The 26678-nt window shown below is 67.8% G+C and carries 32 protein-coding genes and 1 pseudogene; 17 read left to right on the top strand and 16 right to left on the bottom strand.

Annotated elements, in window-relative coordinates; translation table 11 throughout:
* Positions 1-190 (top strand): thiolase C-terminal domain-containing protein (locus tag NA4_RS41425; protein ID WP_444980039.1); only part of this gene is annotated, 190 nt, incomplete at its 5' end.
* A 39-nt stretch (positions 191-229) separates the two neighbouring features.
* On the opposite strand, the gene NA4_RS18730 is transcribed toward NA4_RS41425, so the two are convergent.
* A complete protein-coding gene (locus NA4_RS18730) occupies positions 230-667 on the bottom strand; it encodes a PIN domain-containing protein (protein ID WP_067471218.1) in 438 nt (145 codons plus the stop codon).
* A complete protein-coding gene (locus tag NA4_RS18725; protein WP_067471216.1) occupies positions 664-876 on the bottom strand; it encodes a hypothetical protein in 213 nt (70 codons plus the stop codon). Before NA4_RS18725 ends, NA4_RS18730 begins: the two co-directional genes overlap by 4 nt.
* A gap of 88 nt (positions 877-964) precedes the next feature.
* Here NA4_RS18725 and NA4_RS18720 point away from each other — a divergent pair, with 88 nt between their 5' ends.
* The 9 genes and pseudogenes from NA4_RS18720 to NA4_RS18685 all read left to right on the top strand — a co-directional run bounded on the left by NA4_RS18720 (position 965) and on the right by NA4_RS18685 (position 7359).
* Complete coding sequence (locus NA4_RS18720) at positions 965-1399, top strand: NUDIX hydrolase (RefSeq protein WP_067471214.1); 435 nt, start codon at positions 965-967, stop codon at positions 1397-1399.
* Positions 1400-1463: 64 nt separating this feature from the next.
* Positions 1464-1607: pseudogene (zapE, locus tag NA4_RS43280) on the top strand (AFG1/ZapE family ATPase); the annotation flags it as partial.
* Positions 1608-1819: 212 nt separating this feature from the next.
* Positions 1820-2152, top strand: coding sequence for an AFG1/ZapE family ATPase (gene zapE / locus NA4_RS43275; RefSeq protein WP_157129123.1), 333 nt, complete (start codon positions 1820-1822; stop codon positions 2150-2152).
* A 179-nt stretch (positions 2153-2331) separates the two neighbouring features.
* A complete protein-coding gene (locus tag NA4_RS18710) occupies positions 2332-3249 on the top strand; it encodes a DUF4129 domain-containing protein (protein WP_084497218.1) in 918 nt (305 codons plus the stop codon).
* A 139-nt stretch (positions 3250-3388) separates the two neighbouring features.
* Entirely contained in the window at positions 3389-3886 is a 498-nt protein-coding gene (locus NA4_RS18705; RefSeq protein ID WP_067471209.1) for a hypothetical protein, read from the top strand.
* 29 nt (positions 3887-3915) lie between these two features.
* Complete coding sequence (locus NA4_RS18700) at positions 3916-4878, top strand: AAA family ATPase (RefSeq protein ID WP_067471207.1); 963 nt, start codon at positions 3916-3918, stop codon at positions 4876-4878.
* Entirely contained in the window at positions 4875-6149 is a 1275-nt protein-coding gene (locus tag NA4_RS18695) for a DUF58 domain-containing protein (RefSeq protein ID WP_067471205.1), read from the top strand. Before NA4_RS18700 ends, NA4_RS18695 begins: the two co-directional genes overlap by 4 nt.
* On the top strand, positions 6146-6607 hold the full coding sequence (locus NA4_RS18690) for a hypothetical protein (RefSeq protein ID WP_067471203.1): 462 nt from the start codon (positions 6146-6148) through the stop codon (positions 6605-6607). Before NA4_RS18695 ends, NA4_RS18690 begins: the two co-directional genes overlap by 4 nt.
* A 161-nt stretch (positions 6608-6768) precedes the next feature.
* The gene (locus NA4_RS18685; protein WP_169811065.1) at positions 6769-7359 is read left to right on the top strand and encodes a Uma2 family endonuclease; all 591 of its coding nucleotides are present in this window, start codon (positions 6769-6771) and stop codon (positions 7357-7359) included.
* A 69-nt stretch (positions 7360-7428) separates the two neighbouring features.
* On the opposite strand, the gene dmpG is transcribed toward NA4_RS18685, so the two are convergent.
* Genes dmpG through NA4_RS18665 form a run of 4 tightly spaced genes read right to left on the bottom strand, consistent with a single transcriptional unit; the run spans position 7429 to position 11814 of the window.
* The gene (dmpG, locus tag NA4_RS18680; protein WP_067471199.1) at positions 7429-8466 is read right to left on the bottom strand and encodes a 4-hydroxy-2-oxovalerate aldolase; all 1038 of its coding nucleotides are present in this window, start codon (positions 8464-8466) and stop codon (positions 7429-7431) included.
* Between the two features lie 13 nt (positions 8467-8479).
* A complete protein-coding gene (locus NA4_RS18675) occupies positions 8480-9391 on the bottom strand; it encodes an acetaldehyde dehydrogenase (acetylating) (RefSeq protein WP_067471197.1) in 912 nt (303 codons plus the stop codon).
* 10 nt (positions 9392-9401) lie between these two features.
* Positions 9402-10187, bottom strand: coding sequence for a 2-keto-4-pentenoate hydratase (locus tag NA4_RS18670; RefSeq protein WP_067471195.1), 786 nt, complete (start codon positions 10185-10187; stop codon positions 9402-9404).
* A gap of 1 nt (position 10188) precedes the next feature.
* Positions 10189-11814 carry an FAD-binding protein gene (locus NA4_RS18665; RefSeq protein WP_067471228.1) on the bottom strand — a complete coding sequence of 542 codons (1626 nt, stop codon included), beginning with the start codon at positions 11812-11814 and terminating at the stop codon, positions 10189-10191.
* 114 nt (positions 11815-11928) lie between these two features.
* Between NA4_RS18665 and kstD the strand changes: the two genes are divergently transcribed.
* Together kstD and chsH3 are read left to right on the top strand one after the other, a co-directional pair.
* Positions 11929-13629, top strand: coding sequence for a 3-oxosteroid 1-dehydrogenase (gene kstD / locus NA4_RS18660; RefSeq protein WP_084497220.1), 1701 nt, complete (start codon positions 11929-11931; stop codon positions 13627-13629).
* A 387-nt stretch (positions 13630-14016) separates the two neighbouring features.
* Complete coding sequence (gene chsH3, locus NA4_RS18655; protein WP_067471193.1) at positions 14017-14883, top strand: enoyl-CoA hydratase ChsH3; 867 nt, start codon at positions 14017-14019, stop codon at positions 14881-14883.
* A gap of 100 nt (positions 14884-14983) precedes the next feature.
* Here chsH3 and NA4_RS18650 read toward each other — a convergent pair whose 3' ends face one another.
* Together NA4_RS18650 and NA4_RS18645 are read right to left on the bottom strand one after the other, a co-directional pair.
* The gene (locus NA4_RS18650) at positions 14984-16174 is read right to left on the bottom strand and encodes a lipase family protein (RefSeq protein WP_084497216.1); all 1191 of its coding nucleotides are present in this window, start codon (positions 16172-16174) and stop codon (positions 14984-14986) included.
* 149 nt (positions 16175-16323) lie between these two features.
* Entirely contained in the window at positions 16324-16887 is a 564-nt protein-coding gene (locus NA4_RS18645) for a YdeI/OmpD-associated family protein (RefSeq protein ID WP_067471190.1), read from the bottom strand.
* Between the two features lie 251 nt (positions 16888-17138).
* On the opposite strand from NA4_RS18645, the gene NA4_RS40505 reads away from it, so the two are divergent.
* On the top strand, positions 17139-17288 hold the full coding sequence (locus tag NA4_RS40505) for a hypothetical protein (protein WP_157129122.1): 150 nt from the start codon (positions 17139-17141) through the stop codon (positions 17286-17288).
* Positions 17289-17299: 11 nt separating this feature from the next.
* On the opposite strand, the gene NA4_RS18640 is transcribed toward NA4_RS40505, so the two are convergent.
* From NA4_RS18640 to hsaA, 6 genes are read right to left on the bottom strand one after another with little or no spacing between them, the layout of a single operon-like run.
* Entirely contained in the window at positions 17300-17704 is a 405-nt protein-coding gene (locus tag NA4_RS18640; RefSeq protein ID WP_067471189.1) for a type II toxin-antitoxin system VapC family toxin, read from the bottom strand.
* Positions 17701-17976 (bottom strand): type II toxin-antitoxin system Phd/YefM family antitoxin, encoded by a 276-nt coding sequence (locus NA4_RS18635; RefSeq protein ID WP_067471187.1) that lies wholly within the window; start codon positions 17974-17976, stop codon positions 17701-17703. Before NA4_RS18635 ends, NA4_RS18640 begins: the two co-directional genes overlap by 4 nt.
* Positions 17977-18021: 45 nt before the next feature.
* Positions 18022-18594, bottom strand: coding sequence for a 3-hydroxy-9,10-secoandrosta-1,3,5(10)-triene-9,17-dione monooxygenase reductase subunit (hsaB, locus tag NA4_RS18630; protein ID WP_067471185.1), 573 nt, complete (start codon positions 18592-18594; stop codon positions 18022-18024).
* A 20-nt stretch (positions 18595-18614) separates the two neighbouring features.
* Entirely contained in the window at positions 18615-19520 is a 906-nt protein-coding gene (hsaC, locus tag NA4_RS18625; RefSeq protein ID WP_067471184.1) for an iron-dependent extradiol dioxygenase HsaC, read from the bottom strand.
* On the bottom strand, positions 19520-20398 hold the full coding sequence (gene hsaD / locus NA4_RS18620) for a 4,5:9,10-diseco-3-hydroxy-5,9,17-trioxoandrosta-1(10),2-diene-4-oate hydrolase (protein WP_067471182.1): 879 nt from the start codon (positions 20396-20398) through the stop codon (positions 19520-19522). Before hsaD ends, hsaC begins: the two co-directional genes overlap by 1 nt.
* Positions 20399-20407: 9 nt before the next feature.
* On the bottom strand, positions 20408-21571 hold the full coding sequence (hsaA, locus tag NA4_RS18615; RefSeq protein ID WP_067471180.1) for a 3-hydroxy-9,10-secoandrosta-1,3,5(10)-triene-9,17-dione monooxygenase oxygenase subunit: 1164 nt from the start codon (positions 21569-21571) through the stop codon (positions 20408-20410).
* Positions 21572-21768: 197 nt separating this feature from the next.
* Between hsaA and NA4_RS18610 the strand changes: the two genes are divergently transcribed.
* The 3 genes from NA4_RS18610 (at position 21769) to NA4_RS18600 (ending at position 24264) form a co-directional block, all read left to right on the top strand.
* On the top strand, positions 21769-22956 hold the full coding sequence (locus NA4_RS18610; RefSeq protein WP_067471177.1) for a 3-ketosteroid-9-alpha-monooxygenase, oxygenase component: 1188 nt from the start codon (positions 21769-21771) through the stop codon (positions 22954-22956).
* The gene (locus tag NA4_RS18605; RefSeq protein WP_084497215.1) at positions 22956-23288 is read left to right on the top strand and encodes a hypothetical protein; all 333 of its coding nucleotides are present in this window, start codon (positions 22956-22958) and stop codon (positions 23286-23288) included. The genes NA4_RS18610 and NA4_RS18605 overlap by 1 nt, the downstream gene beginning before the upstream one ends.
* Positions 23289-23445: 157 nt before the next feature.
* A complete protein-coding gene (locus tag NA4_RS18600; protein ID WP_067471175.1) occupies positions 23446-24264 on the top strand; it encodes an MBL fold metallo-hydrolase in 819 nt (272 codons plus the stop codon).
* Between the two features lie 7 nt (positions 24265-24271).
* Here the strand turns inward: NA4_RS18600 and NA4_RS18595 are convergent, their stop codons facing one another.
* Together NA4_RS18595 and NA4_RS18590 are read right to left on the bottom strand one after the other, a co-directional pair.
* Positions 24272-24682, bottom strand: a complete 411-nt coding sequence (locus tag NA4_RS18595; protein WP_067471173.1) for a cupin domain-containing protein — start codon at positions 24680-24682, stop codon at positions 24272-24274.
* A 7-nt stretch (positions 24683-24689) separates the two neighbouring features.
* Positions 24690-25772 carry a saccharopine dehydrogenase NADP-binding domain-containing protein gene (locus NA4_RS18590; protein ID WP_067471171.1) on the bottom strand — a complete coding sequence of 361 codons (1083 nt, stop codon included), beginning with the start codon at positions 25770-25772 and terminating at the stop codon, positions 24690-24692.
* 95 nt (positions 25773-25867) lie between these two features.
* Here NA4_RS18590 and NA4_RS18585 point away from each other — a divergent pair.
* Positions 25868-26678, top strand: an 811-nt coding sequence (locus NA4_RS18585) for an AraC family transcriptional regulator (RefSeq protein ID WP_067471220.1), incomplete at its 3' end; no start/stop codon positions are given.

Below are 26678 nucleotides of genomic sequence, written 5' to 3'. Positions count from 1 at the left end.
CGGACGCCTGCCGCTGAACACCCACGGCGGACAACTCGGCGAGGCCTACATCCACGGCATGAACGGCATCGCCGAAGCCGTCCGGCAGATCCGCGGCACCTCGGTCAACCCGGTCGAGAACCTGGAGAACATCCTGGTCACGGCAGGTACCGGCGTACCGACCTCCGGCCTGATACTCAGCGCCAACTGAGCCGCACGGCCTCTGCTGGCCATATAATGGCTCGTCGGCTCAGACGGTGTCGTAGGGGAGCAGAGTGAAAGCCGCCGCACCCCACAATGGGACGAGCCGACGGAAATGCCGTTGATCGAGAGTGACGATCGTTGTTGTCCTATACCGGTCGGCCAGTATGACGTTCGACGCGTCCGCGATTCCGATGTAGTCCTTCAGATTGCCGAAGCGCCGGGTAAGTTCCAATGCTTCGCCATGGTCTTCCGAGGTCCATTCGGCCAATTCGTAGGCGCCAGTTGCGATATCGCGCGCGAAGTCACGTGCCGCCCGGGTGCCGAGCCGTGCCGCCAGCATGTAGTCGGCTTCGGCCGCGATGAGTGGCGATACGACCAGCAAGTCGTTGTGGCTGGTGAGGATTCGCGCGATGTCGGTGTGCTCTGGATAGGACTCGTCGAAGGCCGCAAGGATGGCGCTGGTGTCGACCACGAGTACGGTCACTCGCCGAAACCTCGCGACAACTCGGCGTCGATCTCTTCCGCGCTGAGCGGGCGGTCGCTGCGGTACCCGCCGATGGTGGGCTTGGGGCGTGGTGCGCTCTCGTCGATGAGTTTGTCGATCTGCTGGGCGAGCGTCAAACCATGGGCCGCCGCCAACCGGTGCAGCCGGTCACGGGTGGCCTTGGGCACCTTGATGGTCGTGGCAGTCATACCCGCCAGTATACCGATGCTGAGGCGGACTCGTGCTGGCTGCGGCGTAGGTTGGAGCGGCAGCACTGTCGCCGACCGGAGGTGTCCGATGACCGATCGTCACCTGGTGGACGTCCACGTTCTGCTGGTTCGGGGCGGCGAGCTGTTGCTGAGCAGACGGCGCAGCCAGGACGAGTTCGACGGACGGTGGCATCTCCCGGCGGGCCGGCTGGAGGTGGGGGAGTCGGTGACGGCAGGGGCGGTCCGCGAGGCGCGTGAGGAGACCGGGGTCGACATCGATCCGAATGACCTGAGCTTCGTGCACGTCGCGCATGTGGTCGCGGCCGGTCGGGAACCACGGCTCGGGTTGTTCTTGGAGACATCCCGCTGGCTCGGCGAGCCGGTCAACCGCGAGCCGGACAACTGCTACGAGCTGCGCTGGTTTCCGCTGGACGAGTTGCCGGACGACATCATCGAATACCCGTTGGCGGCGATTCGTGGGCGCGCCCGCGGTGAGTGGTATTCCGAGCGTGGTTGGTCGTGATACGTCCCTCAACTGGCGCAGGCCGGTCGGGTCGTCCTCTGCAAATGTAGACATCGGCGACGCGATGCTGATCGCGCGGCTGCTGGACGCGCTGTTCGACCGTCGCGTCGTCTTGGTGGTGACGTCGAACTATCCGCCGCATGAGCTACTGCCCAATCCGTTGTTCCACGACCGGTTCGTGCCGACGATCGAACGCATTCTGGTGCACATGGAGGTGGTGTCGGTCGACGGTCCGATCGACTATCGCGCTCTGAACTCCCGCAACGATTCGCGAGGGGGATTCGCGGCCGGGCAGTACATCGTGGACCCAGGGCAATGCACGCTGCGCGGTGCCGAGGCTGCGGTCTCCTGCGGCGCCGAGAACCCTGATGCGGTACGGAAGACGAGCCTGCCGTCGAGGTATTCATCGGCGCACGGAGATTGCGCGCCATTGCCGCCGACGACTCCCTTGTCATCGACTTCGCCGATCTGTGCAGTGTCCCGACCTCCGCGGCCGATTATGTCGAACTCGCCCAACGTTTTCAGCGCTGGGGAATCCGAGATATCCCGCTGCTGAATGAAGTTCCGCCGGATCAGGCGATGCGGTTGGTGAACGTGATCGATGTTCTCTATGACGCCGCCTGTGAACTCACCGTGGTCGCGCAGGCGCCGCTACATGTGCTCGTCCAGGACGTACGCGGAGTGCCGGATATCTCACGTTTAGCAAGCCGACTTTGTGAATTGTCCCAACGCGCACCCGACATGGTTCGGTAGCCGCAGTTCCCGTGACGCGTTGCGATGTCCCCACTAACGGCGCGGTTTAAGAGGAGGAACTCCGAAGTATTCGATTCCATCCCGAGCGGACCGCTTGGCATGTAACTATGTGGCTGCTTTGTGGAGTACTCAGATGTGGTGGTAACGCAGTGGCCCGGGCGCGAGCGCCGATATCGCGCGTGATCGTGCTGATCACGCTGCTGGCTCTTGCCGTCTTCACCCTGCGGGGATACATCCCAGGAATTATCGAAACCGAGCCGCAACGGCGCGCTCCTTCCGCCGTATCGGTCGCGCTGATGCCGGTCTTGTTGACCGTGTCCATGGTGATCCTGCTGGCGGGCGTGATCGCCAGCCAGCATCGCCTCCCGCTGGCCATGCCCGAGCCGGAACGTGCGGAAGAGCGCCAGCAGTGGCGCCTCGGGCGGGTGGGCTTGGCGGTGCTCGGTGCGCTCGCGATGATCGCCCTGCTGGTCGCCGCCGGGACCGCGATCTATTTCATCGGCGCGAGCGCTCCGAGCGAGCCCGCGCGACCGCCCGCGCCCGCCACCACGACGGGTGCCCCGCCGGAGTTCGGGACACCCGCACCGGCCGAGCCCGGTCCGGAGTCATCGGAACTGACCGGGATGGCGCTGGTGCTGGCCGGTATCGCCGCGGCAGGGCTTTTGACGGTCGCCCTGACCGGTCTGGTGGTGGTGACGGTGGCCTCCCGGCGCAAACCGGTGCCCGCTGCTGGGTCCGCCGCCCCTGCTACCCCCACCGTCGTGGACTCGCTGGCTCGCGCGGCCGAGATGGGCCTCGCCGCGATGAACGCGCCCGGCCAGGACCCCCGCACCGCGATCATCGCCTGCTATGTCGCGATGGAGCGCGGCCTCGCCACCGACCGGTCCGCCGCTCCGCTGGTCTCGGACACTCCGATGGAGGTGCTCGCCCGCGCGTTCGAACGCGGCGCGCTGCACGATGCGTCCGCGCGCGAGTTGGTCGCGCTGTTCGAGGAGGCCAGATTCAGTCCGCACGCCATGCTCGAGTGGCAACGCATGCGTGCCCAGCAACTGCTGCGGATCGTGCTTGCCGATCTGCAAGGGGAGGTCCCCGCGTGACCGGACAGATCCCGACTGCGGCCTGCATGAGCACGCCTGGCTGCTGGCCGTGCCGGAAAGGGCGCCGCGCGACCGGTCAGGCCCGGAGGCGGCTCGCGTCACCACGCATGGTTCCCGGTCGTGCGCGAAAGGATTCGGCATGACCCGGGTGGCGGCCGTGATCACCTGCGTGATCGTCGTCGCGGTGGTCGAGCTGGTGGCCGTGCAGCGAGCGCGTGGGTTGCTGCTGGTCGTCGCGGGTATCCCGGTTGCGGTGGCGTTGGGCTGGCTGGTCTGGTCGTTGCTGGACCGGTCCGGCGCCGGGGAGGAACCGGAAATCGACGAGATGGAGAACGGTCCCGCGGAGATGCTGCAGCGCTGGCACGCCAGGGCGCAGATGCTCGCGGACCGCGCGGACGGCACCCGGGCCGAGTGGGACCGACACTTGCGCCCGTTGCTGGCCAAGGAGTTCGAGCTGTCCACCGGCCAGCGGGTGGCGAAGAACCGCAGGGCGGTCGAGGCGGCGGGTATCCACCAATTCGGCCCCGAACTCTGGCGCTGGGTGGATCCGGCCAATTCGTCGTTGCGTGATCAGACCAGCAGGGCACCGGGACGGGCGGCGCTGGACGAGATCCTGAGCCGCCTGCAAAGAATGTGAAATGGGTTGAGGCAAGTGCGAGTACACAAATGACGATGCCGATGGATGTCACCGTCCAGCGTAGCGATGCCGTGCTCAGGGAGCTGTCCCGGGTCGTCGTCGGCAAGCAGGACGAGTTGCAGTTGATCATGATCGCGGTGCTGTCCGGCGGACACGTGCTGATCGAGGACCTGCCCGGCCTCGGCAAGACGCTCATCGCGAGGTCGTTCGCTGCCGCGCTCGGGTTGCAGTTCACCCGGGTGCAGTTCACCCCCGACCTGCTGCCCGCCGACCTGCTCGGCTCGACCATCTACGACATGTCCTCCGGCCGGTTCACCTTCCGGCGCGGGCCGGTGTTCACCAACCTGCTGCTGGCCGACGAGGTGAACCGCACCCCGCCGAAGACCCAGGCCGCGCTGCTGGAGGCGATGGCGGAGGGACAGGTCAGCATCGACGGCGAGACCTTCGTGCTGCCGCAGCCGTTCGTCGTGCTGGCCACCGACAACCCGATCGAGTACGAGGGCACCTACCCGCTGCCGGAAGCCCAGCTGGACCGGTTCGCCATCAAGCTGCGGCTGGGCTATCTGTCCGAACAGGACGAGACCCAGATGATCCGGCGGCGGCTGGAGCGCGGCGCGCAGCAACCGCAGATCAACCAGGTCGTGGACGGGAACGGCCTGCTGGAGATGCGGCAGTCGGTCGAGTACGTGACCGTGCACCCCGACGTGGTGAGCTACGTCGTCGCGCTGGCCGCGGCGACCAGGGGACATCCCCAGGTGGAGGTCGGCGCCAGCCCGCGCGCCGAGCTCGATCTCGTGCAGATGTCCAGGGCGCGGGCGCTGCTGCTCGGCCGCGACTACGTGGTCCCCGAAGACGTTAAGGCGCTGGCCGTTCCGGCCATGGCGCACCGGATCACGCTGCGGCCGGAGATGTGGGTACGCCGCATCCGCGGCGAGGACGTGATCACCGAACTCCTGCGCCGTCTGCCGGTCCCGCGCGCCAGCGTGACATGAGGCATCGCGACGCCAGCGCCGCGGTCGACGCCGAATTGCGGTGGCGGCCCGCACCACTGGTCTTCATGCTCGCGGTGTGCGCCGCGGCGGCTCTGGTGCTGGCGGTGATCCTGGGCAGGTGGCAGCTGATCGTGTTCGCCGCGCCGCTGCTCGGCGTGCTGGCCACCGCGCCGTGGCAGCAGTCCGCGACCAGGATCCAGATCGACGGCGGCGGCACGCTGCGCTGTTTCGAATCCGAGGAGGTGACGCTCACCGTCGCCGCCTTCGTGGAGAAGGGGCATGCGCTGCTGCGGCTGAAACCGCAGGGTGCGCCGGCGCTGGGACTCCGGGTAGAGGAGGCCGTCGATTCCGGCGTCGTGCCGGCCGGGCTGCGCCTGGCTCTCACGGCGGATCGGTGGGGCCGGTATCCCGTCTCGGTGCGGGTGTCGGCGCTGAGCCCGGCGGGACTCGCGATCGCGACGGCGGTGTTGCCCGCGGGTGAGCTGTTCGTCTACCCGATCACCGATCCACAGCGGATGCGGCTGCCGCGCACCGAGCTTCCCGAGCGGCTGGGCACCCATCTGACCCGCAGGCACGGCCCCGGCGTCGAGTACGCCGACATCCGCGCCTACGCGCCCGGCGACCAGCTGCGCATCGTGAACTGGCCGGTGAGCGCGCGGCGCGGGCGACTGTATGTCACCGAGCGACTGACCAATCGTTCCGCCGATGTCGTCGTGCTGGTGGACACCTCGCAGCAGGCACCGGGCCCGGCCACCGACTCGCTGGAGTTGTCGGTGCGCGGCGCCGCGCAGGTGGTGCAGTCGACGTTGCAGCTGGGCGACCGGACCGCGGTGGTGTGCCTGGGTCAGGCGCCGCGCTGGCTGCGGCCGGATATCGGCCGCCGCCAGTTCTACCGCATCGTCGACACCGTGCTCGACGTCGGCGACGAGCACATTCCGACCACCGGCACCCTCGCGCCGCACGCGGCCGTGCCACCGGGGGCGATCGTGGTGGCGTTCTCCACGCTGCTCGACACGCAGTTCGCGCTCGCGCTGATCGACCTGCGCAAGCGCGGGCACGTGGTGGTCGTGGTGGACGTCCTGCGCGGTACCCCGTTCCGCGAGGACCTAGACCCGATCCTGGCCAGGATGTGGCAACTGGAGCGCGCCGCGATGTACCGGGACATGGGCACCGTCGGCGTCGACATCGTTGCCTGGCCGCAGGATGCCCGCCTGGATCAGATCATGCGCGTGCTCCCGGAGCATCGCAGGATGGTGCGGGTGCGCCGATGACCCGATTTCTCGCCGTTCTCTCCGGGGTGCTGCTGGTGGCGTCGGTGGCGCTGCTGGAGCCGTGGGTCGGCGTTCCTGCCCTGATCCTGGTCGCGCTCGGTTGGTGGTACCGGCCGATGGCGGTGTGCGCGGTGCTGCTCGCACTCGGCGTGCTCACGGTCGCCGACGCGGGCGTACTCGCTTCCGCCGCAACGGGATTGGTAGCAACGACGTATTTGCTCAATGCCGCCACGGTGACCGCCCCGCACGGGGTGGTCCCCACCACCATCCCGTCCGTGGTCGGCGCGGTCGGCTTCGCGGCGGTCGCGGTGGGCGCCGCACTGATCCCGCTGCACCTTTCCTGGACGCCCCTGGTCGCGCCGATCCTGATCGTGGTGCTGTTCGCCCTGGTGATCCAGGGTGCTGCGGCACGTCGCTCATCCAGTGACCGGGAACTTCGACCGCATGGCGGACAATGACCACGGTCCTCACCGGGGTCTGAGCTCAACCCGGCAATGCTGGTGGCAGTGAGCTGAGCCGTGGAAGAATCGCCCTGACCTGATCCGGCGAGCAGAGGTTGGTCGTAATGACAGGGGCGTACGACTGGTCCTGGGTGCGACAGGCAGCCGCGATATCACCCGTGAGCCTTGAGATGTACTCGACCATGCCCGAGGATCTGTCGCGAATGGTCGAGGTCGTCGACGGGATGATCGTGTTGTGCGAATCTCACACGCCGGACCACCAGGCCATCGCACAGAGCCTCGCCAACGCGCTCGGTACAGCTGCGCGTGGCCATGACGCGGCCCGCGCCAGTTGCCATCGGGTCCGGATGGAACTCGACGTGCTTCTCACCGAGGTTCCGTTTCACTTCCGGCGGCCGGATGTCGTCGTGTACCGGTGTCTTCCCGACGACAGAACCGGACGCTGGCGCAGGAAACCCTTTGCCTCCGATGTGCTGATCGCGGTCGAGATCGTTTCCGACCACACTGTGTCGGCCGACACGGACGAGAAGCGTGTTGTGTATGCGAAGGCCGGTATCCCGAACTATTGGATAGTTCGGATGGCCGACGACGATGGACCGGCGATATCGATCGAACGACTCAGACTGCGAGCCGACGGGCGGTACGTCTCGGAGTATGTGTCGTTCCGCAGTGCCGATTCGCTGGCACTCGCGATCATCGACCCGTTCGAAATGAAGATGACGTGGGAACAGCTCGACGAGTGGCTGTGAACGCGAGCTCCGAGTCGACGAACGTGCCGCGGACGGTGGGTGATCCGTTCGCGGCCCGCGTGTCGCCGATCAGGCGGTGACTGTCGCCTTCTCTCGCTGCAATTCCAGGGCGATGTCGATGAGCTGGTCTTCCTGCCCGCCGACGAGCTTGCGCTTGCCCGCGCGGACGAGCATCTCAGCGGCGGATACGCCGTAGCGCTCGGCTTGCCGTTCGGCGTGCTTGAGGAAGCTGGAATAGACGCCCGCGTAACCCATCATCAGGGCTTGGCGGTCGAGCAGGCATTCCTGGGGCATCGCGGGGCGGACGACGTCCTCGGCGGCGTCGGCGATGGCGAAGAAATCGATGCCCGTCTTGATGCCGAGCTTGTCGCACACGCCGACCAGCGCTTCGACCGGCGTATTGCCCGCGCCCGCACCGAAACGGCGTGCGCTGCCATCGATCTGGGTGGCGCCGGCGCGGATGGCGTAGACGGAGTTGGCCACTGCCAGATCGAGGTTCTCGTGACCGTGGAAACCGACTCGAGCGTCATCGCCGAGTTCGGCGACCAGTGCGGCGACGCGGTCGGAAACCTGCTCCAGCACCAGGGCTCCGGCGGAGTCGACGATGTACACGCACTGACAACCAGCGTCGGCCATGATGCGCGCCTGCTCGGCCAGCACCTCCGGCGGCTGGGTGTGCGACATCATCAGGAAGCCGACGGTCTCCAAGCCGAGTTCGCGTGCGAGGCCGAAGTGCTGGATCGACACGTCGGCCTCGGTGCAGTGGGTGGCGATGCGGCAGATGGACGCGCCGTTGTCCTGCGCGACCTTGATGTCTTCCTTCACCCCGACGCCGGGCAGCATCAGCACGGCGATCTTCGCCCGCTTGGCCGTCTCGGCGGCGATGGTGACCAGTTCCTGTTCCGGCGTCTTGGAGAAGCCGTAGTTGAACGACGAGCCGCCCAGGCCGTCGCCGTGGGTCACCTCGATCACCGGCACACCCGCGCCGTCCAGCGCGGCCACGATGTCGCGGACCTCGGTGGCGGTGAACTGATGGCGCTTGTGATGCGATCCGTCACGCAGCGAGGTGTCGGTGACGCGGATATCGAGTTCTGCTGAATAGACCATGTCGATAGCTCCTTTACACCCGGGCCGAGGCGATCTGTTCCGCGATGACCTCGCCCACCTGGGTGGCGGCGGCGGTCATGATGTCGAGGTTGCCCGCGTACGGCGGCAGGAAGTCGCCCGCGCCCTCCACCTCGACGAACACCGACACCTTGGCCATGCCGCCGGACACCACCGACGGCTGGTCGAACTGGGGCTCGTTGAGCAGCCGGTAGCCGGGCACGTACTGCTGGATGTCGGCGACCATCTGATGGATGGAGTCGGCGATCGCGTCGGTATCGGCGTCGTCGGGGATGGCGCAGAAAATGGTGTCGCGCATGATCATCGGCGGCTCGGCCGGATTCAGGATGATGATCGCCTTGCCGCGCTGCGCACCGCCGATGGTCTCCACGCCACGGCTGGTGGTCTTGGTGAACTCGTCGATGTTCGCGCGCGTTCCCGGTCCCGCGGACACCGACGACACCGACGCGACGATCTCCGCGTACGGCACCGGGACCACCCGCGATACCGCGGCGACGATCGGGATGGTCGCCTGCCCGCCGCAGGTGATCATGTTGACGTTCGGCGCGTCGAGGTTGGCGCCGAGGTTCACCGGCGGCACCACGGCGGGCCCGACCGCGGCGGGTGTGAGGTCGACCGCGCGGATGCCCGCCTCGGCGTAACGCGCAGCGGCGGCGCGGTGCACGTAGGCCGAGGTCGCCTCGAAGATCAGATCCGGCAGTTCGGACTGTCCGAGCAGCCAGTCGACGCCCTCGTGCGAGGTCTCCAGCCCCAGCCCGCGGGCCCGCTTCAGACCCTCGCTGTCCGGATCGATCCCGATCATCCAGCGCGGCTGGATCTTCTCCGAGCGCAGCAGTTTGTAGAGCAAATCGGTACTGATATTGCCGGACCCGACGATCGCGGCGGTGACGGTCCTGTTCGCGGACACGACAGCCTCCCTAGGTGAATTGCAGACGGACAGAACCGAGTCCGGCGAACTCGGCGTGGAACGCGTCGCCCGGACGGGCGTCGATGGCACGGGTGCACGAGCCGGGCAGCACGATGTCTCCCGCTTTCAGCCGGACGCCGAAGGTCGCGACCTTGCGCGCCAGCCAGGCGACCGCTATCACGGGATCGCCGAGCACGGCGTCGCTGCGGCCCTCGGCGACCACCTCGCCGTTGCGGGTGAGCACCGCGTCGATCGCCTTGACGTCGATGTCCGCGGGCGCGACCCGCCCGGCGCCGAGCACGAACCCGGCGGAGGACGCGTTGTCGGAGATGGTGTCGGCCAAGCCGATGTTCCAGTCCTTGATCCGCGAGTCGATCAGCTCGATCGCGGGCGCGAAGGCGACCGTCGCGGCGAGCACGTCCGCCTCGGTGCAGTCCGCTCCCGGCAGGTCGGCGCCGAGCACGAAACCGACCTCCACCTCGACGCGGGGGAACAGGTAGCGGCCCGCTTCGACCGGAACGTCTTCGTAGACTTCCATTTCCGCGAGCAGATGCCCATAGTCGGGCTCGTCGACGCCCATCATCTGCTGCATAGCCTTCGAGGACAGGCCCACCTTGTGCCCGACAACGCGGGCGCCGCCGTCGAGCCTGCGCCGGATGTTGATCAACTGGATCTCGTAGGCGTCCACCACGTCGATGCCGGGGTGCCTGGCGATCAGCGGATCGATCGGCACCCGCTCGCGCTCGGCGCGCTCGAGTTCGTCGGCCAGTTCGGTTCGTACCGCGTCGGAGAGCACGCTAGTTTCCTTCCACAGTTGCTTGATCGAGCGCCGAGACCTGCTCGCCCGCCGCGGACCGGCCTGCCCTGCGGCCGGAGAAGACGCAGTCGGCCAGCGACAGACCGCTGACGTAGGACTTCGAGCAGATGCCGATGGCGGTGCGGCCTGCCGCGAAAAGCCCCGGAATGTCCTTGCCCTCGGTCGATTTGACCGCGCCCGACAGCTCGTCCACGACGACGCCGCCGAGGGTGAGCATGGGGCACGGATTGGTCAGGCTCGGTTTGATGCCCACATCCAACAGCCAGAACGGGCCGGTCCCGACCGGTTGGGTGTATTCGGCGGGCTTGCCGACCGGATCGGGGGCGCCGGTCTCGATCGCGGTGTTGTGCGCCTCGACCGTCGCGCGCAACCCAGCGGGGTCGATACCCGCTTCGGCCGCGGCTTCTTCCAGCGTGGCGCCCCGGATCGCGGTACGCCGCATGGCCTCGAACTGGCCGCGCTGGAACCATGCGCCCTGCTTGCCGATCTGCCTGATCGCGGAGCGCATCAACGCGTCGTCGGCCAGCAGCCAGCCCTTGCCGCCGTGCTCGGTGATCAGCGCGTGACCGACGGCGGCGCCGTAGCGTGTCTCGTCGATGACCCGGCTCCCCGCGGCGTCCACCAGCAGCGCGCCGGTGAAAGCGCTCGGTGGCAGGAGGAATCGCCATGCGGAGACGTTGTCCATGCGGTCGACGGCCGCGCCGGCCTGCTGTGCCATGAGAATGCCGCTGCCGTCGTCACCTGTGGTGCCGAGCGCGAGACCGCCGCGGTAGGCGGGTGCGTACAGCCGCACCATGTCGCGATTGGCGATGAACCCGCCCGCGCTGACCACCACCCCGCGCCTGGCCAGGACGCGAATCGTGGTGCCGTAGCGGCGTTCCAGCCCGGCCAACCGCCGTTCCAGCCGCCGGCGCAGCGGTGGGTAGTAGATGCCCGGCTTCGCCGCGATATTCGCGATCCGGGTGTAGCGATCCCGCACTCGTCCGGGCGCGTCACGCAGCGTATGGCACTCCACGCCGATCACCGCGCCGGCGCCGTCGGTGATCAATCGGGTCGCTCGCGTGAGGGTTTCCACCCGCACGCCGAGCCGGGACGCGGCGGCGGCGAGCGGGCCGGTGAGCTTCTTGCCCGAGGTACCCCGGCCTTTCACCCGATGTCCGCGCTGGGCGGCCGGGATGTCCCGGAACGCGCCGGAGATCTCGCTGCCGGAGTAGTACAGGTAGTAGCGATCGTTCGGATAGGAGGTCTTGTACGGGCAGAGCGAGGCTTCGAACGGAACGCCGTGCCCCTTCAGCCACTCGATCAGCGCCGGGCTCTGCTCGACGAACCGGCGCAGCGTCTCGGGAGTGACCGCGTCGCCGACCTCGCGCTCCAGATAGGCGTACATCGCTTCGGGAGTGTCCTCGACTCCCGCCGCCCGCTGCACCGAGGTGCCGCCGCCCGCGTAAATAATGCCGCCGGACAGCGCCGACGCACCGCCGCCGGCGAACCGCTCCAGCACGAGCACCTGCGCGCCCGCCGCGGTCGCCTCCAGCGCGGCCGCCGCACCCGCGGCGCCGTATCCGACCACGACAACGTCGGTGGCCAGGTCCCATTCGAGGCCCATGTCCTCCACTCCGGTCTGAAACTGAAACAAGTTTCCTCGACAAATGGCACGTCGAGCAAGTCTTCTGCCACACAACATAGACCAATGGCGCGTCCATTCTATAACGTGTTCTACATGACTGATCGGGAATACGACGTGGTGGTGGTCGGCAGCGGCGCCGCCGGCATGACCGCCGCCCTCACCGCGGCCCAGCACGGGCTGAGCGTGGTGGTCATCGAAAAGGCCGCGCACTACGGCGGGTCGACCGCGCGCTCCGGCGGCGGTGTGTGGATCCCGGGCAACAAGGCGCTGCGCGCGTCCGGTCGGCCCGACGACCGCGAGGACGCGCGGACCTACCTGCACAGCATCATCGGCGACGTCGTACCCTCCGAACGCATCGACACCTACATCGACCGCGGCGCCGAAGCCTTCGACTTCGTGCTCGACCACACGCCGCTGAAGATGCGCTGGGTGCCGGGCTACTCCGACTACTACCCCGAGGCGCCGGGCGGTCGCGCCGCGGGACGCTCATGCGAACCGAGGCCGTTCAACGCCAAAGTCCTCGGCGCGGAGCGCTTCGATTTGGAACCGCCCTACAGCAAGACCCCGCTGAACGTCGTGGTCACCCAGGCCGATTTCAAGCAGCTCAACCTCATCCGGCGGCATCCGCGCGGCATGTTGCGGGCCATGCGGGTCGGCATGCGCACCACTTGGGCCCGGATCACCGGCAAGCATCTGCTCGGCATGGGGCAGGCGCTGGCCGCCGCGCTGCGCAAGGGCCTGCTGGACGCGGACGTGCCGCTGCTGCTGAACACCCCGCTGACCCGGCTGATCGTCGAGGACGACCAGGTCACCGGCGTCGAGGCCGAACACGAGGGGGAGACCGTCCGTTTCGCGGCTCGCTACGGCGTCGTGCTGGCCACCGGCGGCTTCGAGCACAACGCGCAGATGCGGCACGCCTACCAGCGCGAGCCGATCAGCACCGAATGGACCACCGGCGCGCCCGCCAACACCGGCGACGGCATCAACGCCGGTCTCGAACTCGGCGCCGCCGTCGACATGATGGCCGACGCCTGGTGGGGACCGACGATCTTCAAGGGCGGCAAGCCCTGGTTCTGCCTCGCGGAGCGCAATCTGCCGGGCTGCGTCATGGTGAACGCCGACGGGAAGCGTTTCGGAAATGAGTCCGCTCCTTACGTCGAGGCCGTGCACACCATGTACGGCGGCGAGTACGGCCAGGGCGATGGCCCCGGCGAGAACGTCCCCGCCTGGCTGGTGTTCGACCAGCGCTACCGCAACCGCTACATCTTCGCGGGGTTGCAGCCCGGCCAGCGGTTTCCGTCCCGCTGGATGGAAAACGACCTCATCGTGCAGGCGCCCACGCTGGCCGAATTGGCCGCGAAGATCGGCGTGCCGGAGCATAACCTGGCCGCGACCGTCGAACGGTTCAACGGCTTCGCGGCGACCGGCGTGGACGAGGACTTCCACCGCGGCGACAGCGCCTACGACAAGTACTACGGCGACCCCACCGTCAAGCCGAACCCGTGCCTGGCGGCGCTGGTGGAGGGGCCGTTCTACGCGGCGAAGATGGTGCCCGGCGATCTCGGCACCAAGGGCGGCCTGGTCACCGATACCGCGGGCCGGGTGCTGCGTGAGGACGAGACGGTCATCGACGGCCTTTACGCCTCTGGCAATGTCAGCGCGCCCGTCATGGGCCACACCTATGCGGGCCCCGGCGCCACCATCGGCCCCGCAATCACCTTCGGCTACCTGGCGGTGCTGGATATCGCCAAGCGCAAGAAAGAACAGCCCGCCGCGGCTACGGCCGGGGCCTGAGGTGATGTCGCGGGCGGGCCACGGCTCGGCGGCCGGGTGCCGCTGCACATGCTCGGCGTCATCCGCATCGGCCGCGGTGGCCGCGTCGTCGAACATGACCGGCAGCAGGTCACGGACACAGCCGCATCGTAATGCGCAATGGACGCGGCTGTCGTGCGCCCCGCGAGCGACTCCGCGACCCACTCGTCCGCGCGCTCGGTCGCCGTATGCCCACACTTGGCCACACGGTCCGAATCGCCCCGCGGAACGGACACAAGCGGAGCCGAGCCGGCGTCACGGCCCGCAGGATCAATCCGTGGCGGCAGGTCCGCGACACGACGATCCGGTGCCGTCCGGGCGCGACACGGGCAGCCCGGATTCGTCCACAATCATGCACAAGGAGTTCTGATGCCCATCGACCCGAAGATCGCGCTCGGCGCGCAGCTGCCCAGCCGGGAATTCGCCTGGACGCCGTCGGACGTGCAGCTCTACCAGCTCGGTCTCGGCGCGGGTGCACGCTGGACCGACGCGGCGGAGCTGCGCTACCTCGACGACCGGGAACCGCAGGTGCTGCCGACGTTCGCGACCGTCGCACCGACGCTGCACGAGACCGAGCCGCCGAAGGTGAGCTTTCCCGGCATCGATATCGATCTGGCGAAAGTGGTACACGGCCACCAGGAGATCGAGGTGCACCGGCCGATCCCGGCCGCGGGCAAGGCGACCGGCGCCGGCCGCATTGCGGAGATCTGGGACAAGGGCTCGGCCGCGGTGGTCGTCCAAGAGCACACCGTCACCGGTTCCGACGGAGCGCCGCTGTGGACGGCGCGGTCATCGATCTTCGCCAAGGGCGAGGGCGGTTTCGGCGGCGAGCGCGGACCCAGCACCAAGACCGAGTTGCCGGACCGCGCACCGGATTTCGACGTCACCACGCTTACGCTGCCGCAGCAGGCGCTGCTCTACCGGATGTGCGGTGACCGCAACCCGCTGCACTCCGATCCCGGATTCGCCCGCGCCGCTGGGTTTCCCGCGCCGATCCTGCACGGACTGTGTACCTATGGCATCGTCTGCAAGACCGCGACCGACACCGTGCTGGACGCCGACGCGAGCCGGGTCACCGGATTCCGCGCGCGATTCGCGGGCGTGCTCTTCCCCGGCGAAACGATCCGCACCCGCATCTGGCGGCAGGACGACACCCTCACCATCGCGGCGACCGTCGTGGAGCGCGACGACGCACCGGTCCTCGGCGACGTCACGCTGCGTTTCCGGCCCGCCTGACGCCGGTTCCGCGCCAGTGCTGGTCGCCGATGACCAGGATCGTCACACCCGGCGGCGGTCTCACCCTTTTCGAGACCTCGCGAGGTAGTCCGGAGGCTGCTCACGCGTGCGGGAGAACACCGGCGATGAAGGACAGCACATCCGGAAAGGCGGCCTCGACGATTCCGCCGTGATCGGTGTCGTAGGTGTGGAACTCGTATTGCGTTCCGCCGTCCTTGAATTGGGCGAGCAACACATGCGTGATCGGGATGGGAACGTCCCGGTCGGCGGATCCGTGCGCGATGAACAGCGGCTGGCGGTATCCGGAGGTCGGCACCCGCATGTATCGGGTGATGGCGTCGGCCAAGGGGCTGCCCGCCACCGGCCGGTTGAGCATCGACCCGACCGTGATACCGGCGACAGCTGCCTTCCATTCAGGTTCGCACCGACGGTCGATGCGAGCGAGCGCGTCCGTCCCGGTGGGTGTCAGTACGGCCGCCACGGCGTCGGGCGCACCGAGGCGCACTCCGTCCAGCACGGCGGCGAATGTCGCGGTGAGACCTTCGAAGCCGGGCACCGTGGGGACATACGGACCGGCCAGAACGAAGATCTTCTCGAGGTTGGATGCGGGCGCGAATGCCGCGGTGCCGCGGAAATCGAGTTCGGGAGCGTAGCGGTCGGCGATATTGCCGGTATTGAGCGCGGCATGCCCGCCCTGGGAGACTCCGGCCACCGCCCATCTCGTCGCTAGCGCGGGTTCGACGCGGCGGGCGGCACGCACGAGGTCTACTGTCGCCGTGGCCTCGGTGCGCGAGTGCAGGTACGGATGGACGGTGGTCGCGACCGCGCTGAGGCCGACGTAATCCGGCGCGACGACCGCATAGCCCCGGTCGAGCAGTCGTCGCACATGAGGAGCGTCGGCCTTCGCATTAGTGCTGATCCCGCAGGTGGGGCCGAGGCCGGTCGTCCCGTGCGTCCATGCGACGACCGGCCAGCCACCCGGCGGTGGGTTTCCGGCCGGCGTCGCGAGAATGCCGGTCGCCGTCGTCGGCGCGCCGGTCGGTCCCTCGGTGACGTACTCGATGATGCGGGCCGATTCGATGCCGCCCCAACCCGCGGCGAACCCGTGCGAGCTGACCACCGAACCCAGTTCCGTTGTGGCGCCCGCAGTCCGGTCGATCTCGTCGGCATTCGCGGTCGAGACCGCCGCCGTCGCGGACAGCACGGCGAGCGAGCAGAGCGTGGCGGCTGTCGTGCGCACGCGGCGCATGGTCGGAATCACGTGGGCACAGCCGATCCAGTTGGCGAGCATTGGCTTCCTTCGCAGACCCGACTCTGTTTTCCCTATCCAAACTAGATAGCGAGGTTCAGGGGGCACAACCCGGTCGAATTGGGGGCGCACAGCACGGTTGGGCCGGGTCGGGCACGAAACCTCTTGGGACGCTGCGGGAATCAGGCTCACTAGTCGCTCAGTTCCGCGAGGACCCGGCGCAGCTGGGTGGCGCGCTCGGCGGGCGTCCGCGACTTCATCAGTCGCAGGTAGAACGCGTACCGGCCGCTGCGGTCGAGTTGGTCGAATCTGCTGCGGGCGCCGGGGTTCTCGGACAAGGCGGCGGCGAGGTCGGCGGGGCAGGTGGCAGTGCGCTGGGGCTCGTAGGCGGCAGACCAGCGGCCGTCGGATTGTGCCACGGCGATAGCGGCGAAACCCGCGGAGCGCATGCGCCCCGAGGCGATGAGTGCCTCCGCTTTGGCGACATTCACCTGGGACCACGGACTCTTCGGACGGCGCGGCGAGTACCGCTGGAGGTAGTGGTCGGCGTCGAAGCCGCGCCGGTGGCTATCGATCCAGCCGAAGCACAGTGCGCCGTCGAGCGCCTCGGTGATGGTGATCGTCGTACCCGCCGCGCTCTTCCTCGCGATCTTCAGCCAGACCTCCGTGGCGCGGTCGTGGTTCCGGGCGAGCCAACTCTCCCACTGGGTTCGGTCGGCGCAGGTGAGGATTTCGGTGCCATCGAACTGGTCCATGCTGGATCTCCCTCTTGGTGCTGGTCCTCTCCTCATCCTCCGCGTAGAAGTGCTCATCAATTGAGCACTTTGTGCGACGGCATCGTCGCTGTCAGCGGGAACGGCGGTCGTGCTTGACCGACGGGACTCCGAATTGGGCAGCTCGGTGGGGCGCGAGCATTGTTGCCGATCGAACGCGAGCGGCTCACTGGGTCTGTGCCCGGCGCGCGATTCCGGTCTGATGCGCTTCTGAACCGGGCATCATAGTGAGGATGGACTACGACGCTGCCCGCACCGCCCCTGAAACGATGCGACGGATGCGCGAAACTCGGCGCCGATCTCTTGCACGTCTGCAGGATGCTGTCGCCGACGGCGCGTTTGATCTGGAATTGCTGGAGGAGAAGCGGAACTGTCGCTGGTAGCTGATCCCCCCTTACAGCCCGACGATGTCGACCATGCTCTCCAGCCCGCGGAAGTCCTTGCTGTTGCGTGTGTAGAGCGCAAGTCCGCGCGCCGACGCGATAGCGGCTATGAGTAGATCCATCCGACGCGGGCGGGGATCACGCTGAGCGGCAATGGTAAGTGCAACCAGTGTGCCGTATCGTGTCGCGGCCTCCTCGTCGAACGGCAGCGGATCGAAGTCGACGATGGCAGCTCCAAGCTGCTCGGACCGGGCGGCCCGGGTTGCGGCGTCTTTGGCCATGGCAACGCCTTGGTTCAGCTCGGCCAGCGTGATGGCAGTGATCTCGGGAAACTCCGGGAGCAATTCCGGATCGATCACCTGGAGGTCGATATAGGTACAGGTATCCAGGATGCCTGATTCACGGCGATCGCTCACGGACGTGCCGCCCAGGGATCATCGTCCCCTACACGATCCTCGGTGCCGAAGAACTCGTCGGCTTCCTGCCGCATGCGCGCATAATCTACCGGCGGCAGCTTGCGGTGCCGCTCGACAAGTTCCTCGGCGGTGCGGCGGCGGCGCCTAGCGACAGGTCGTACCTCCGCGACCTCTACACCGTTCCGAGTCACGCGAAACGTTTCGCCCGCCTCCACCGCGTCCATGACCGCTGCGGAGTTGTTGCGAAGCTCCCGTTGGGTGATCGTCTTCATGTGTCCGAGTGTAGCCGTACGTAGCACGTCGAGCTACACGAATCATTACAACCAGGTATCCAACGTGGTCGTGGTGAGGAAGTGTTCGAGGTCGGCGCGCCAGGGGGCCGGGGTGGTCTTCTCGGGTTCGATGGCGGTGTACTGGCCGCGGTAGAACAGCAGGGGGCGGCCCGTGGTGGTGGTTTCGGAGAGGGCTTGGACCCGGCCGATGACGATGTAGTGATCGCCGCCGTCGATGGCGCTGTCGACCTTGCACTGGATGGTGGCCAGGGCGTCGTCCAGGACCGGAAGCTCCAGCTCGGAGGTGTGCCAGTCGGCTTCGGCGAACTTGTCGGGTTCGCGGGAGCCGAAGCGGGCGCACAGTTCGCGTTGCTGCTCGGCGAGGACGTTCACGCAGAAACGTCCGGACTTCTCGATCGCCGCCCAGGACCGGGAAGCCTTGGTGGGGCAGAACAGCACCAGGGGCGGTTCCAGGGACAGGGCGGCGAACGACTGGCAGGCGAATCCGATCGGTGCCTGGTCGCCGTCGAAGGTGGTGATCACGGTGATGCCGGTGCAGAACTGCCCGAGTACATTCCGGAACTGCCGTGCATCGATCCCGGCTCCGTCCGAGCCCATCGTTTCGCTCGCCCTCTCAGTCACTGCTGGCGCTGCCCGACGCTGAAGTCGTGACCCCACAGACTCACGGCGGTGGACTCCCGTGCGATCCAGTCCTCGTCGTCCACTTCCATGCCTTCGCAGCCGAATTCGACGTCGAAACCGCCTGGCGTCTTCATGTAGAAGGAGAGCATCTTGTCGTTGACGTGCCGTCCGAGCGTCGCGGACATCTTGACCTTCTTGCGCAGCGCCCGGTCCAGGCACAGCCCGACGTCGTCGGCGTTCTGCACCTCGAGCATCAGGTGCACGATGCCGCTCGGCGTGGGCATGGGCAGGAACGCCAGCGAGTGGTGGCGCGGGTTGCAGCCGAAGAAGCGCAGCCAGGCGGGCTCGCCGTCGGCGGGTCGCCCGACCATCTGCGGTGGCAGCCGCATCGAGTCGCGCAGCCGGAAGCCGAGGACGTCGCGGTAGAACTCCAGCGCCGCCTTGTCGTCCTTGGTGCTGAGCACCACGTGCCCGAGCCCCTGCTCCTCGGTGACGAACTTGTGCCCGTAGGGGCTGACCACCCGGCGGTGCTCCAGCGCGGCGCCGTGGAACGCCTCGAGCGTGTTGCCGGAGGGATCGTCGAAGCGGATCAGCTCGTAGACCCGGCGATCGGCCAATTCTGCGGCGGTGCCTTCCTTGTAGGGCACGCCCGCCGCGTCCAGTCGATTGCGGATGTCTTGCAGCTCAGCGGCATTGGCCGTTTCCCAGCCCGAGATCTGCAGCTGGTCCTGCTCCCCGGGGACGATCACCAGCCGGGCCGGGAACTCGTCCATGCGCAAATACAGCGCGTCCGGATCGCCGCCCTTGCCCTCGACCATGCCGAGGACTTTCAGCCCGTACTCCCGCCAGGCGGCCATGTCGGTCGCCTCGATACGCAGATATCCCAGTGCGCGAATTCCCATCACTTCTCCTTGACGCCCGCGAGGAAATCGATGGCCAGCCGGTTGAACTCGTGGAACTTCTCCAGCTGTGCCCAGTGTCCGCACCCGCCGAAGACGTGCAACTGCGCGCGCGGGATCAGCTTGGTCGCCACCAGCGCGCCGTCGAGCGGGTTGACCCGGTCCTCGCGACCCCAGATCAGCAGCACCGGCTGACGCAGCTTGTAGGCGTCGCGCCAGAGCATCCCCTTCTCGAAGTCGGCGCTCGCGAACGACTTGCCCATGGCGCGGGTCGCGGCCAGCGCCTCCGATGTGCTCGCCGAGGCGAACCGCTCATCGATCAGTTCGTCGGTGATCAGTGACTGGTCGAAGACCATGATGCGCAGGAACGCCGCCAGGTTCTCCCTGGTCGGCTCGTAGTTGAACTTGGCGAGCAACTTCACGCCCTCGGTCGGGTCCGGCGCGAACAGGTTGGTGCTCAGGCCGCCCGGCCCCATCAGGATCAGCTTTCCGGCCCGATCCGGGTAGTCGAGCGCGAACCGCACCGCCGCGCCGCCGCCGAGCGAATTGCCGAGCAGGTGCACCCGCGAGGTGATCTGCAAGTGGTCGAGCAGGTCCTTCAGCGCGGATGCGCTGTGCACGAAGTACTGCGGATGCTCGGTCGGCTTGTCCGAGCGGCCGTATCCCGGCTGGTCCACGGCCAGCACATGGAAATGCTCCGCGAGCACCGGGATGTTGCGGGCGAAGTTCGACCATGAGGACGCACCGGGCCCGCCGCCGTGCAGCAGCACGATCGTGGGCCCATTGCCGGCACCGGCCTCGTGATAGTGCAGCCGCAGATCGGGTCGCACCTGCGCGTAGCGGGAGGTCGATTCGGCGGTGAGTTCCACGGTTGAGGTCACGGTCGACTCCTACACCATGCCGTCGGTGACCGGGAGCCCGAACTCGTGCGTGCCGTACATCAGGTACGCGCGCTCGGGATCGTTGGCCGCGTGCACCCGTCCGGCGTGCGCGTCGCGCCAGAAGCGCTGCAGCGGAGTGCCGTTCGCGAGCGCGGTGGCGCCGGAGCTCTCGAACAGCTTGTCGATGGCCGCGATCGAGCGGCCGGTCGCCCGCACCTGGTCGCGCCGGGCCCGCACGCGCAGGTCGAACGGAATCTCCTTGCCCGCCACCAGCAGCGCGTATTCGTCGGCGATGTTGCCCGACAGCTGCCGCCAAGCGGCGTCGATGTCGCTGGCGGCTTCGGCGATGCGCACCTTGGCGAACGGGTCGTCTTTGGCCTTCTCGCCCGCGTAGGCCGCGCGCACGCGCTTGCCCTGGTGCTCGACATGCGCCTCGTAGGCGCCGTAGGCCATGCCGACGATCGGGGTGGAGATGGTGGTGGGATGGATGGTGCCCCAGGGCATCTTGTAGACGGGGTCGGTGTTCTGTTCCAGGCCAGGCGATTTCAACTCGCTCATGGCGCGGAAGCTCAGGAATCGGTGCGACGGCACGAAAACGTCCTTGACCACGACGGTGTTGGAACCGGTGCCGCGCAGGCCGACGACATTCCAGACGTCATCGATGCGGTAGTCGTCGCGCGGGATGAGGAAGCTGCCGAAGTCGACGGGCTTGCCGTCTTTGATCACCGGGCCGCCGAGCACCGCCCAGGTCGCGTGATCGCATCCGGACGACCAGGCCCACGCGCCGTTGACGATGTAGCCGCCGTCGACGACCGTGCCCGCACCCATAGGCGCATAGGAGGAGGAGATCCGCACCTCGTTGTCCTCGCCCCACACGTCTTCCTGCGCCTGCTGCGCGAACAGTGCGAGATGCCAATTGTGCACGCCCACAATGCCTGCCACCCAGCCGGTGGACCCGCACGCGCTGGCGATCTTGCGCACCGTGTCGTAGAAGACCACCGGATCGGCGGCGTGACCGCCCCACTGTTTGGGCTGGAGCAACCGGAAGAAGCCGGTCTCCTGCAACGCCTTCATGGATTCGTCGGGGATGCGCCGCAGGTCCTCGGCCTCCTGCGCGCGTTCGCGCAGCGTCGGCAACAGCGCTTCGACCCGTTCGGTCACTTCTTGCGTCATCTCGGGACCCGCTCCTGCCTGGTCGATTGATAACCGATAGTCATTTGCCTCTGAGACTAGAACAGGTTCCTATTTCTGTCGAGAACCCGTGTTCACCCCTGGTCGGACTTGCGCTCATGCAGGAAGTGAGGTGAATCGCTGGCGCCGAGGGCGTCAGTTTTGTAACGTGTTCTAGTACAGAAGGAGGAGGAATCGCGATGGCAGTTAGCGGTGCGAAGGTCCGGGAGCTCGATGTCGGCACCGTACCCACCCGGTATGCGCGGGGATGGCATTGCCTGGGTTTGGCCAAGACGTTCCGGGATGGCAAGCCGCACGCGGTCGACGTCTTCGGCACCAAACTCGTCGTCTGGGCCGACAGCAGCGGAGAACTGCGGGTACTCGACGCCTACTGCAGGCACATGGGCGGCGACCTGACCATGGGCGAGGTCAAGGGCGACGACATCGCCTGCCCGTTCCACGACTGGCGCTGGTCGGGTACCAGCGGCAAGTGCACCGCGATTCCGTACGCGCGCCGGGTTCCGCCGTTGGCGCGGACCAGGAAGTGGACCACGCTGGAGCGCAACGGTCAGCTGTTCGTCTGGCACGACGTGGAAGGCAGCCAGCCGCCGCCCGAGGTCACCATTCCGTACATCAAGGGCCCCTACACCGACGCCGGCGGCAACCCCACCGAGGAGCTCGACGGCGGGTGGACCGACTGGACCTGGAACTCGATGCTGATCGAGGGCGCCAACTGCCGCGAGATCATCGACAACGTGGTCGACATGGCCCACTTCTTCTACATCCATTTCGCCTTCCCGACCTACTTCAAGAACGTCTTCGAGGGCCACATCGCCACCCAGTTCCTGGAGACCAAGGGCAGGCCGGACATCGGCATGGCCTCCAAGTACGGCGGTGACACGCTGCTGAAGTCCGAGGCGTCTTATTACGGCCCCTCGTACATGATCAACCCGCTGATCAACATCTACAGCGGTTACGAGGTCAAGAGCGTGCTGATCAACTGCCACTACCCGGTTACACAGGACTCCTTCGTCCTGCAATGGGGGATCACGCTGGAGAAGCCGAGGGGCGTCGACGGCGAGATGGCCGATCGGCTGGCCGAGAAGATGACCGAGGGGATCAGCGTCGGCTTCCTGCAAGACGTCGAGATCTGGAAGCACAAGTCCAAGGTGGAGAACCCCCTGCTGTGCGAGGAGGACGGGCCGGTCTACCAGCTGCGTCGCTGGTACGAGCAGTTCTACGTCGACCTGGCCGAGGTCACCGAAAAGATGACCCAGCGCTTCGAGTTCGAAGTGGACACCACCAAGGCCAACGAGGCGTGGGAGGCCGAGGTCGCCGAGAACCTGCGGCGCAAGCGCGAGGCCGAGGAAGCCGAGGCGGGCGTCTGATGGCGGCCACCTGGGCGAAGGCACCCGATTTCGCCGACCAGCCGGATCTGCGAGCCGAAGTGCGCGCCCAGACCGTGGCCGATAGACAGCGGTATCTCGAGGACGGCCTGACCCCGCTGCGGTGTCAGGCATGCCGGAGCCAGGTGCTGGTGCGCAAGAGCAGCTCGCACCAGACATCGGTGCAGTGGACCGGCGATCCGGCCGAGCACTGCCCGGTCTTCGCCGAGTTGAGCGCGAGCGGCTACCGGCCGGGCCGGCCGGAATCGTGCCCGCAGCTCGAGCGCACCATCGCCTGGGCCGTGGAAGAGGGTCTGCTCGAAATCCCTGAATAGGGCCGGTATTCGGGTGAGCGGCGCACGCGCTGAGCACCGTGGCGGCGGCCGAGCTGTCGCGAGCCAGCCGCGATCCGGCTACGTTGACCGGAACGACAAAGACCTTCGTGCCGGATCGGATCTGCTCCGTCCAGCGCCGTAGGAGGGAGTTTCCGCGATGCTCGTGCACCATCTGGACTGCGCGACGATGTGCCCGTTCGGCGGGCGCGCGCTGCTCGGCAGCGGTGGGCTGGTGACCGGCGGGCTGGTCGGCCATTGCCTGCTCGTCGAGACCGACGACGGGCTGGTGCTGGTGGACACCGGATTCGGTATGGGCGATGTGCTCGACCGGAGCAGGCTCGGCGTCGGCACCGCCCAGCTGCTGCGGCCGCGGTTGCGTCCGGAACTCACCGCGCTGCATCAGATTCGCGCGCTCGGGTATCGGCGGGAGGACGTCCGCCATATCGTGCTCACCCATCTCGACCTCGATCACGCGGGCGGCCTGTCCGATTTCCCCGACGCCACCGTGCACGTCTTCGCCGACGAGCTCGACGCGGCGACCCAGCGGCCGACGGCCGGAGAGCGCCGGCGCTATCAGCCGCGCCAATGGGAGCACGGGCCACGCTGGCTCGCCCACGAAACCGGCGCCGACTCCTGGTTCGGCTTCACCGCTGTGCCGGTGCTGGAAGACATCCTGCTGGTTCCCCTGATCGGGCACACGCGCGGGCACAGCGGCGTTGCGATCCGGCAGAGCGACGGTTGGCTGCTGCATTGCGGCGACGCGTATTTCCACCACCGGCAGCTCGAGTCGGGGAAGGCGCGTCCCCCGGTCGCGCTCGGATTCTTCGAGGTGATCGCGGGCACGCTGGGGCAAGCGCGGGTGGAGAATCTGGAGCGGCTGCGCACATTGCGCGCTGACCACGGCGACCGGGTCCGGATGTTCTGTGCGCACGATCCGCACGAGCTCGTCGCGTTCTCCGCGGCGCCGGTGCGCTGAACCCCGATCAATCCAGCCGGAAATCCGCGAAGTCGAACCCGGGCGCGACTATGCAGCTGACCAGCACATAGTCCGCTCCCACCGGCCGGGCCGCCTGGCTGACGCCGCCCGGCACCACGGCCTGGAGCACTTGACCATGCTCCAGGCCGGGACCGAGGATCACTTCTTCGCCGCCGATGTTCAGCGCCAGCGGTCCGCCGCGATGCCAGAGCCACAGCTCGTCGGAGCGCACCGTGTGCGGGGCCGACTGCTCGCCGGGCAGCAACAGGAAATAGATCGCCGTCGCGCTCGCGCGTGGGCCGTCATACCCGTCGGGCCTGAATTCGACCGGACTGCGCCAAGTTTGGCGGTACCAGCCCCCTTCGGGGTGCGGCGTGAGATCGAGTGCGACGGCGAGCGGCGGTCGGTTGTCGGTCATCGTTCGACTATGCCCGATTCGGTGCCGGTTCTCCGGTTTCCTCGATCCGCCAGGTGATGCCGAACGGTGCCAGCGCGTCGAGGAAATCGACCGCGTCGAAGGCTTCGGCGGGAGCCAGCGCGCCCGGCACGGCGGCTCCTCCGGCCAGCCGGACAGCGGTTTCCACCGCCATCAGCGCCGAATCGCGGTAGGAGTCGACGCCGCTGACCACGCCGCGAACCACGCGCCCGTCCGTCCCGGACGCGTCGACCACGAGGTCGTAGTGCAGATCCGAGCTGGGCTCGTCGGGCAGCGTGTCGATGAGCTCGGCGGTGAACCCGCTGAGCGTGTCGAGGATCGACGTGGCGAGCACGCCCTCGACGTAGGAGACGTCCGAGTGCCGCGGGATGGTCAGGACCGGTGGCTGCGGGAATTTCGCGACAGCGGTCGGCTCGGTGTCGCCGGGGAAGGTCAGCTTGTCGTGGCGCGCCGCCGCGCCGGTGCGCAGTTGGCCGTCGGCGTAGTGCCAGCCGCCGCCGCGAAACCAGTCCAGGCTGGCGAAAACCGTCTTGGCGCTGCCCTTGGAACCGTTGCCCCCGCTCTTGCTGAGGTGGCTCAGCACCACATCGGCCGGTCCGGCGACACGGCGGCTGGTGAGGTAGGCGAGCAGGTCGCCGGGCACATTGCTGTCGGTGATGCCGGAAACCACGGTGACGCCCGCCGCCGCGGCCTTCGGTCCGAACTCGTCGAAGACCCGTTTCAGGAACGGCTGCTCACCGGACATGTCGGTGTAGTGCGCGCCCGCATCGATGGCCGCGCCGAGTACGGCGGCGCCATGGTTCACATAGGCGGGCAGGCTGCTGATCACCACGTCGGCGCCGGTGAACGCCGCCACGAGGGTCGCGTGGTCGGTCAGGTCCGCGACCCGCACGTCGGCGTCGGACAGGCCTGCCGCGTCGGCGGCGGCGCGGATTCGATCCGCGTCCCTGCCCACCAGGATCGGGGTGAGTCCACGGCGGCGCAGTTCCGTGAGCAGATAGCCACCGGTGTGGCCGGTGGCGCCGTACACGGCGATCGTCGGAGCGTATGCGGTGGCTTCGGTCGATGTCATGATTGGAAATCTATCGCTCAAGTTCGAGTCAATCCATGGCCAAATAGCTCGATACGATGTCTGAAACGCTCATCCCAAGAGTGTATGGTAACTACGTGGACATCCTGAGCGAGACGATCGCGGCCATCCGCACCGGCAGCCCGACCTCCGGCCTGTTCATCCGGCACGCGCCGTGGGGCCGCCGGTATCCGGTGGTGCCCGGCGCCGGGTTCCACGTGGTCTTGCAGGGGTCGTGCTGGGTGGTGCCGCCGAATGGCGAGCCGATGGCGCTCGGCGTCGGAGACGTGCTGTTCATGCCGCGCGGCGCCGATCACGACCTGGTCGACAGCTTGGACAGTCCGGTCACCGAGACCGCGCTGCCCGGCGAGCCGAGGGAGATCGTGGGGCCGGGCGTGCGGACCGTGCTGCTGTGCGGCGCCTACGAACTCGGACGAGGCCGCAGCCATCCGATCCTCGACGAGCTGCCCGAGTTCATCCATCTTCCCGCGCGTCCGGGGCGTCATCCCGCGCTACGCGGCGCCGTGGATCTGCTTGCCGCCGAGATCGCCGAGCCACGTCCGGGCAGCGACGCCGCCGTGCCCGCGATATTGGAGACGCTGCTGCTGTTCGTCCTTCGCGCATGGTTCGACGAGCAGGCCGACGCGCAAACTTCCGGCTGGGCAGGCGCTTTCGCCGATCACGCGGTCGCCGCGGTGCTCCGTGCGGTGCACGAGGATCCGGCTCGAGCCTGGACCGTCCCCGATCTCAGCGAGGTCGCCGGGGTCTCCCGCGCCACGCTCGCCCGCCGCTTCACCGCGACAGTCGGCGAACCGCCCCTTTCCTACGTGACCCGCTGGCGCATGCTGACCGCCGCCCGCCTGCTCCGCGACACCGACCGCGGTCTCGGCGCCGTTGCCCGACAAGGGG

The sequence above is a fragment of the Nocardia amamiensis NBRC 102102 genome (assembly GCF_001612745.1).
In the GTDB taxonomy this organism is placed as follows: domain Bacteria; phylum Actinomycetota; class Actinomycetes; order Mycobacteriales; family Mycobacteriaceae; genus Nocardia; species Nocardia amamiensis.
Note: the sequence above shows the minus strand (reverse complement) of the source record. Positions and strands in the feature narration are given on the sequence as shown.

What these genes read in the sequence shown, in the direction of transcription:
- NA4_RS18600 (WP_067471175.1), top strand. Translation starts at nt 23,446, where the DNA reads ATGCTCGTGCACCATCTGGACTGCGCGACGATGTGCCCGTTCGGCGGG.
- dmpG (WP_067471199.1), bottom strand. Translation starts at nt 8,466, where the DNA reads ATGGTCTATTCAGCAGAACTCGATATCCGCGTCACCGACACCTCGCTG.
- NA4_RS18590 (WP_067471171.1), bottom strand. Translation starts at nt 25,772, where the DNA reads ATGACATCGACCGAAGCCACCGCATACGCTCCGACGATCGCCGTGTAC.
- NA4_RS18605 (WP_084497215.1), top strand. Translation starts at nt 22,956, where the DNA reads ATGGCGGCCACCTGGGCGAAGGCACCCGATTTCGCCGACCAGCCGGAT.
- NA4_RS18610 (WP_067471177.1), top strand. Translation starts at nt 21,769, where the DNA reads ATGGCAGTTAGCGGTGCGAAGGTCCGGGAGCTCGATGTCGGCACCGTA.
- NA4_RS18650 (WP_084497216.1), bottom strand. Translation starts at nt 16,174, where the DNA reads ATGCTCGCCAACTGGATCGGCTGTGCCCACGTGATTCCGACCATGCGC.
- NA4_RS18725 (WP_067471216.1), bottom strand. Translation starts at nt 876, where the DNA reads ATGACTGCCACGACCATCAAGGTGCCCAAGGCCACCCGTGACCGGCTG.
- NA4_RS18700 (WP_067471207.1), top strand. Translation starts at nt 3,916, where the DNA reads ATGACGATGCCGATGGATGTCACCGTCCAGCGTAGCGATGCCGTGCTC.
- NA4_RS18635 (WP_067471187.1), bottom strand. Translation starts at nt 17,976, where the DNA reads ATGAAGACGATCACCCAACGGGAGCTTCGCAACAACTCCGCAGCGGTC.
- hsaC (WP_067471184.1), bottom strand. Translation starts at nt 19,520, where the DNA reads ATGGGAATTCGCGCACTGGGATATCTGCGTATCGAGGCGACCGACATG.
- NA4_RS18595 (WP_067471173.1), bottom strand. Translation starts at nt 24,682, where the DNA reads ATGACCGACAACCGACCGCCGCTCGCCGTCGCACTCGATCTCACGCCG.
- NA4_RS40505 (WP_157129122.1), top strand. Translation starts at nt 17,139, where the DNA reads ATGGACTACGACGCTGCCCGCACCGCCCCTGAAACGATGCGACGGATG.
- NA4_RS18720 (WP_067471214.1), top strand. Translation starts at nt 965, where the DNA reads ATGACCGATCGTCACCTGGTGGACGTCCACGTTCTGCTGGTTCGGGGC.
- kstD (WP_084497220.1), top strand. Translation starts at nt 11,929, where the DNA reads ATGACTGATCGGGAATACGACGTGGTGGTGGTCGGCAGCGGCGCCGCC.
- NA4_RS18690 (WP_067471203.1), top strand. Translation starts at nt 6,146, where the DNA reads ATGACCCGATTTCTCGCCGTTCTCTCCGGGGTGCTGCTGGTGGCGTCG.
- NA4_RS18705 (WP_067471209.1), top strand. Translation starts at nt 3,389, where the DNA reads ATGACCCGGGTGGCGGCCGTGATCACCTGCGTGATCGTCGTCGCGGTG.
- chsH3 (WP_067471193.1), top strand. Translation starts at nt 14,017, where the DNA reads ATGCCCATCGACCCGAAGATCGCGCTCGGCGCGCAGCTGCCCAGCCGG.
- NA4_RS18695 (WP_067471205.1), top strand. Translation starts at nt 4,875, where the DNA reads ATGAGGCATCGCGACGCCAGCGCCGCGGTCGACGCCGAATTGCGGTGG.
- hsaA (WP_067471180.1), bottom strand. Translation starts at nt 21,571, where the DNA reads ATGACGCAAGAAGTGACCGAACGGGTCGAAGCGCTGTTGCCGACGCTG.
- NA4_RS18665 (WP_067471228.1), bottom strand. Translation starts at nt 11,814, where the DNA reads ATGGGCCTCGAATGGGACCTGGCCACCGACGTTGTCGTGGTCGGATAC.
- NA4_RS18645 (WP_067471190.1), bottom strand. Translation starts at nt 16,887, where the DNA reads ATGGACCAGTTCGATGGCACCGAAATCCTCACCTGCGCCGACCGAACC.
- hsaB (WP_067471185.1), bottom strand. Translation starts at nt 18,594, where the DNA reads ATGGGCTCGGACGGAGCCGGGATCGATGCACGGCAGTTCCGGAATGTA.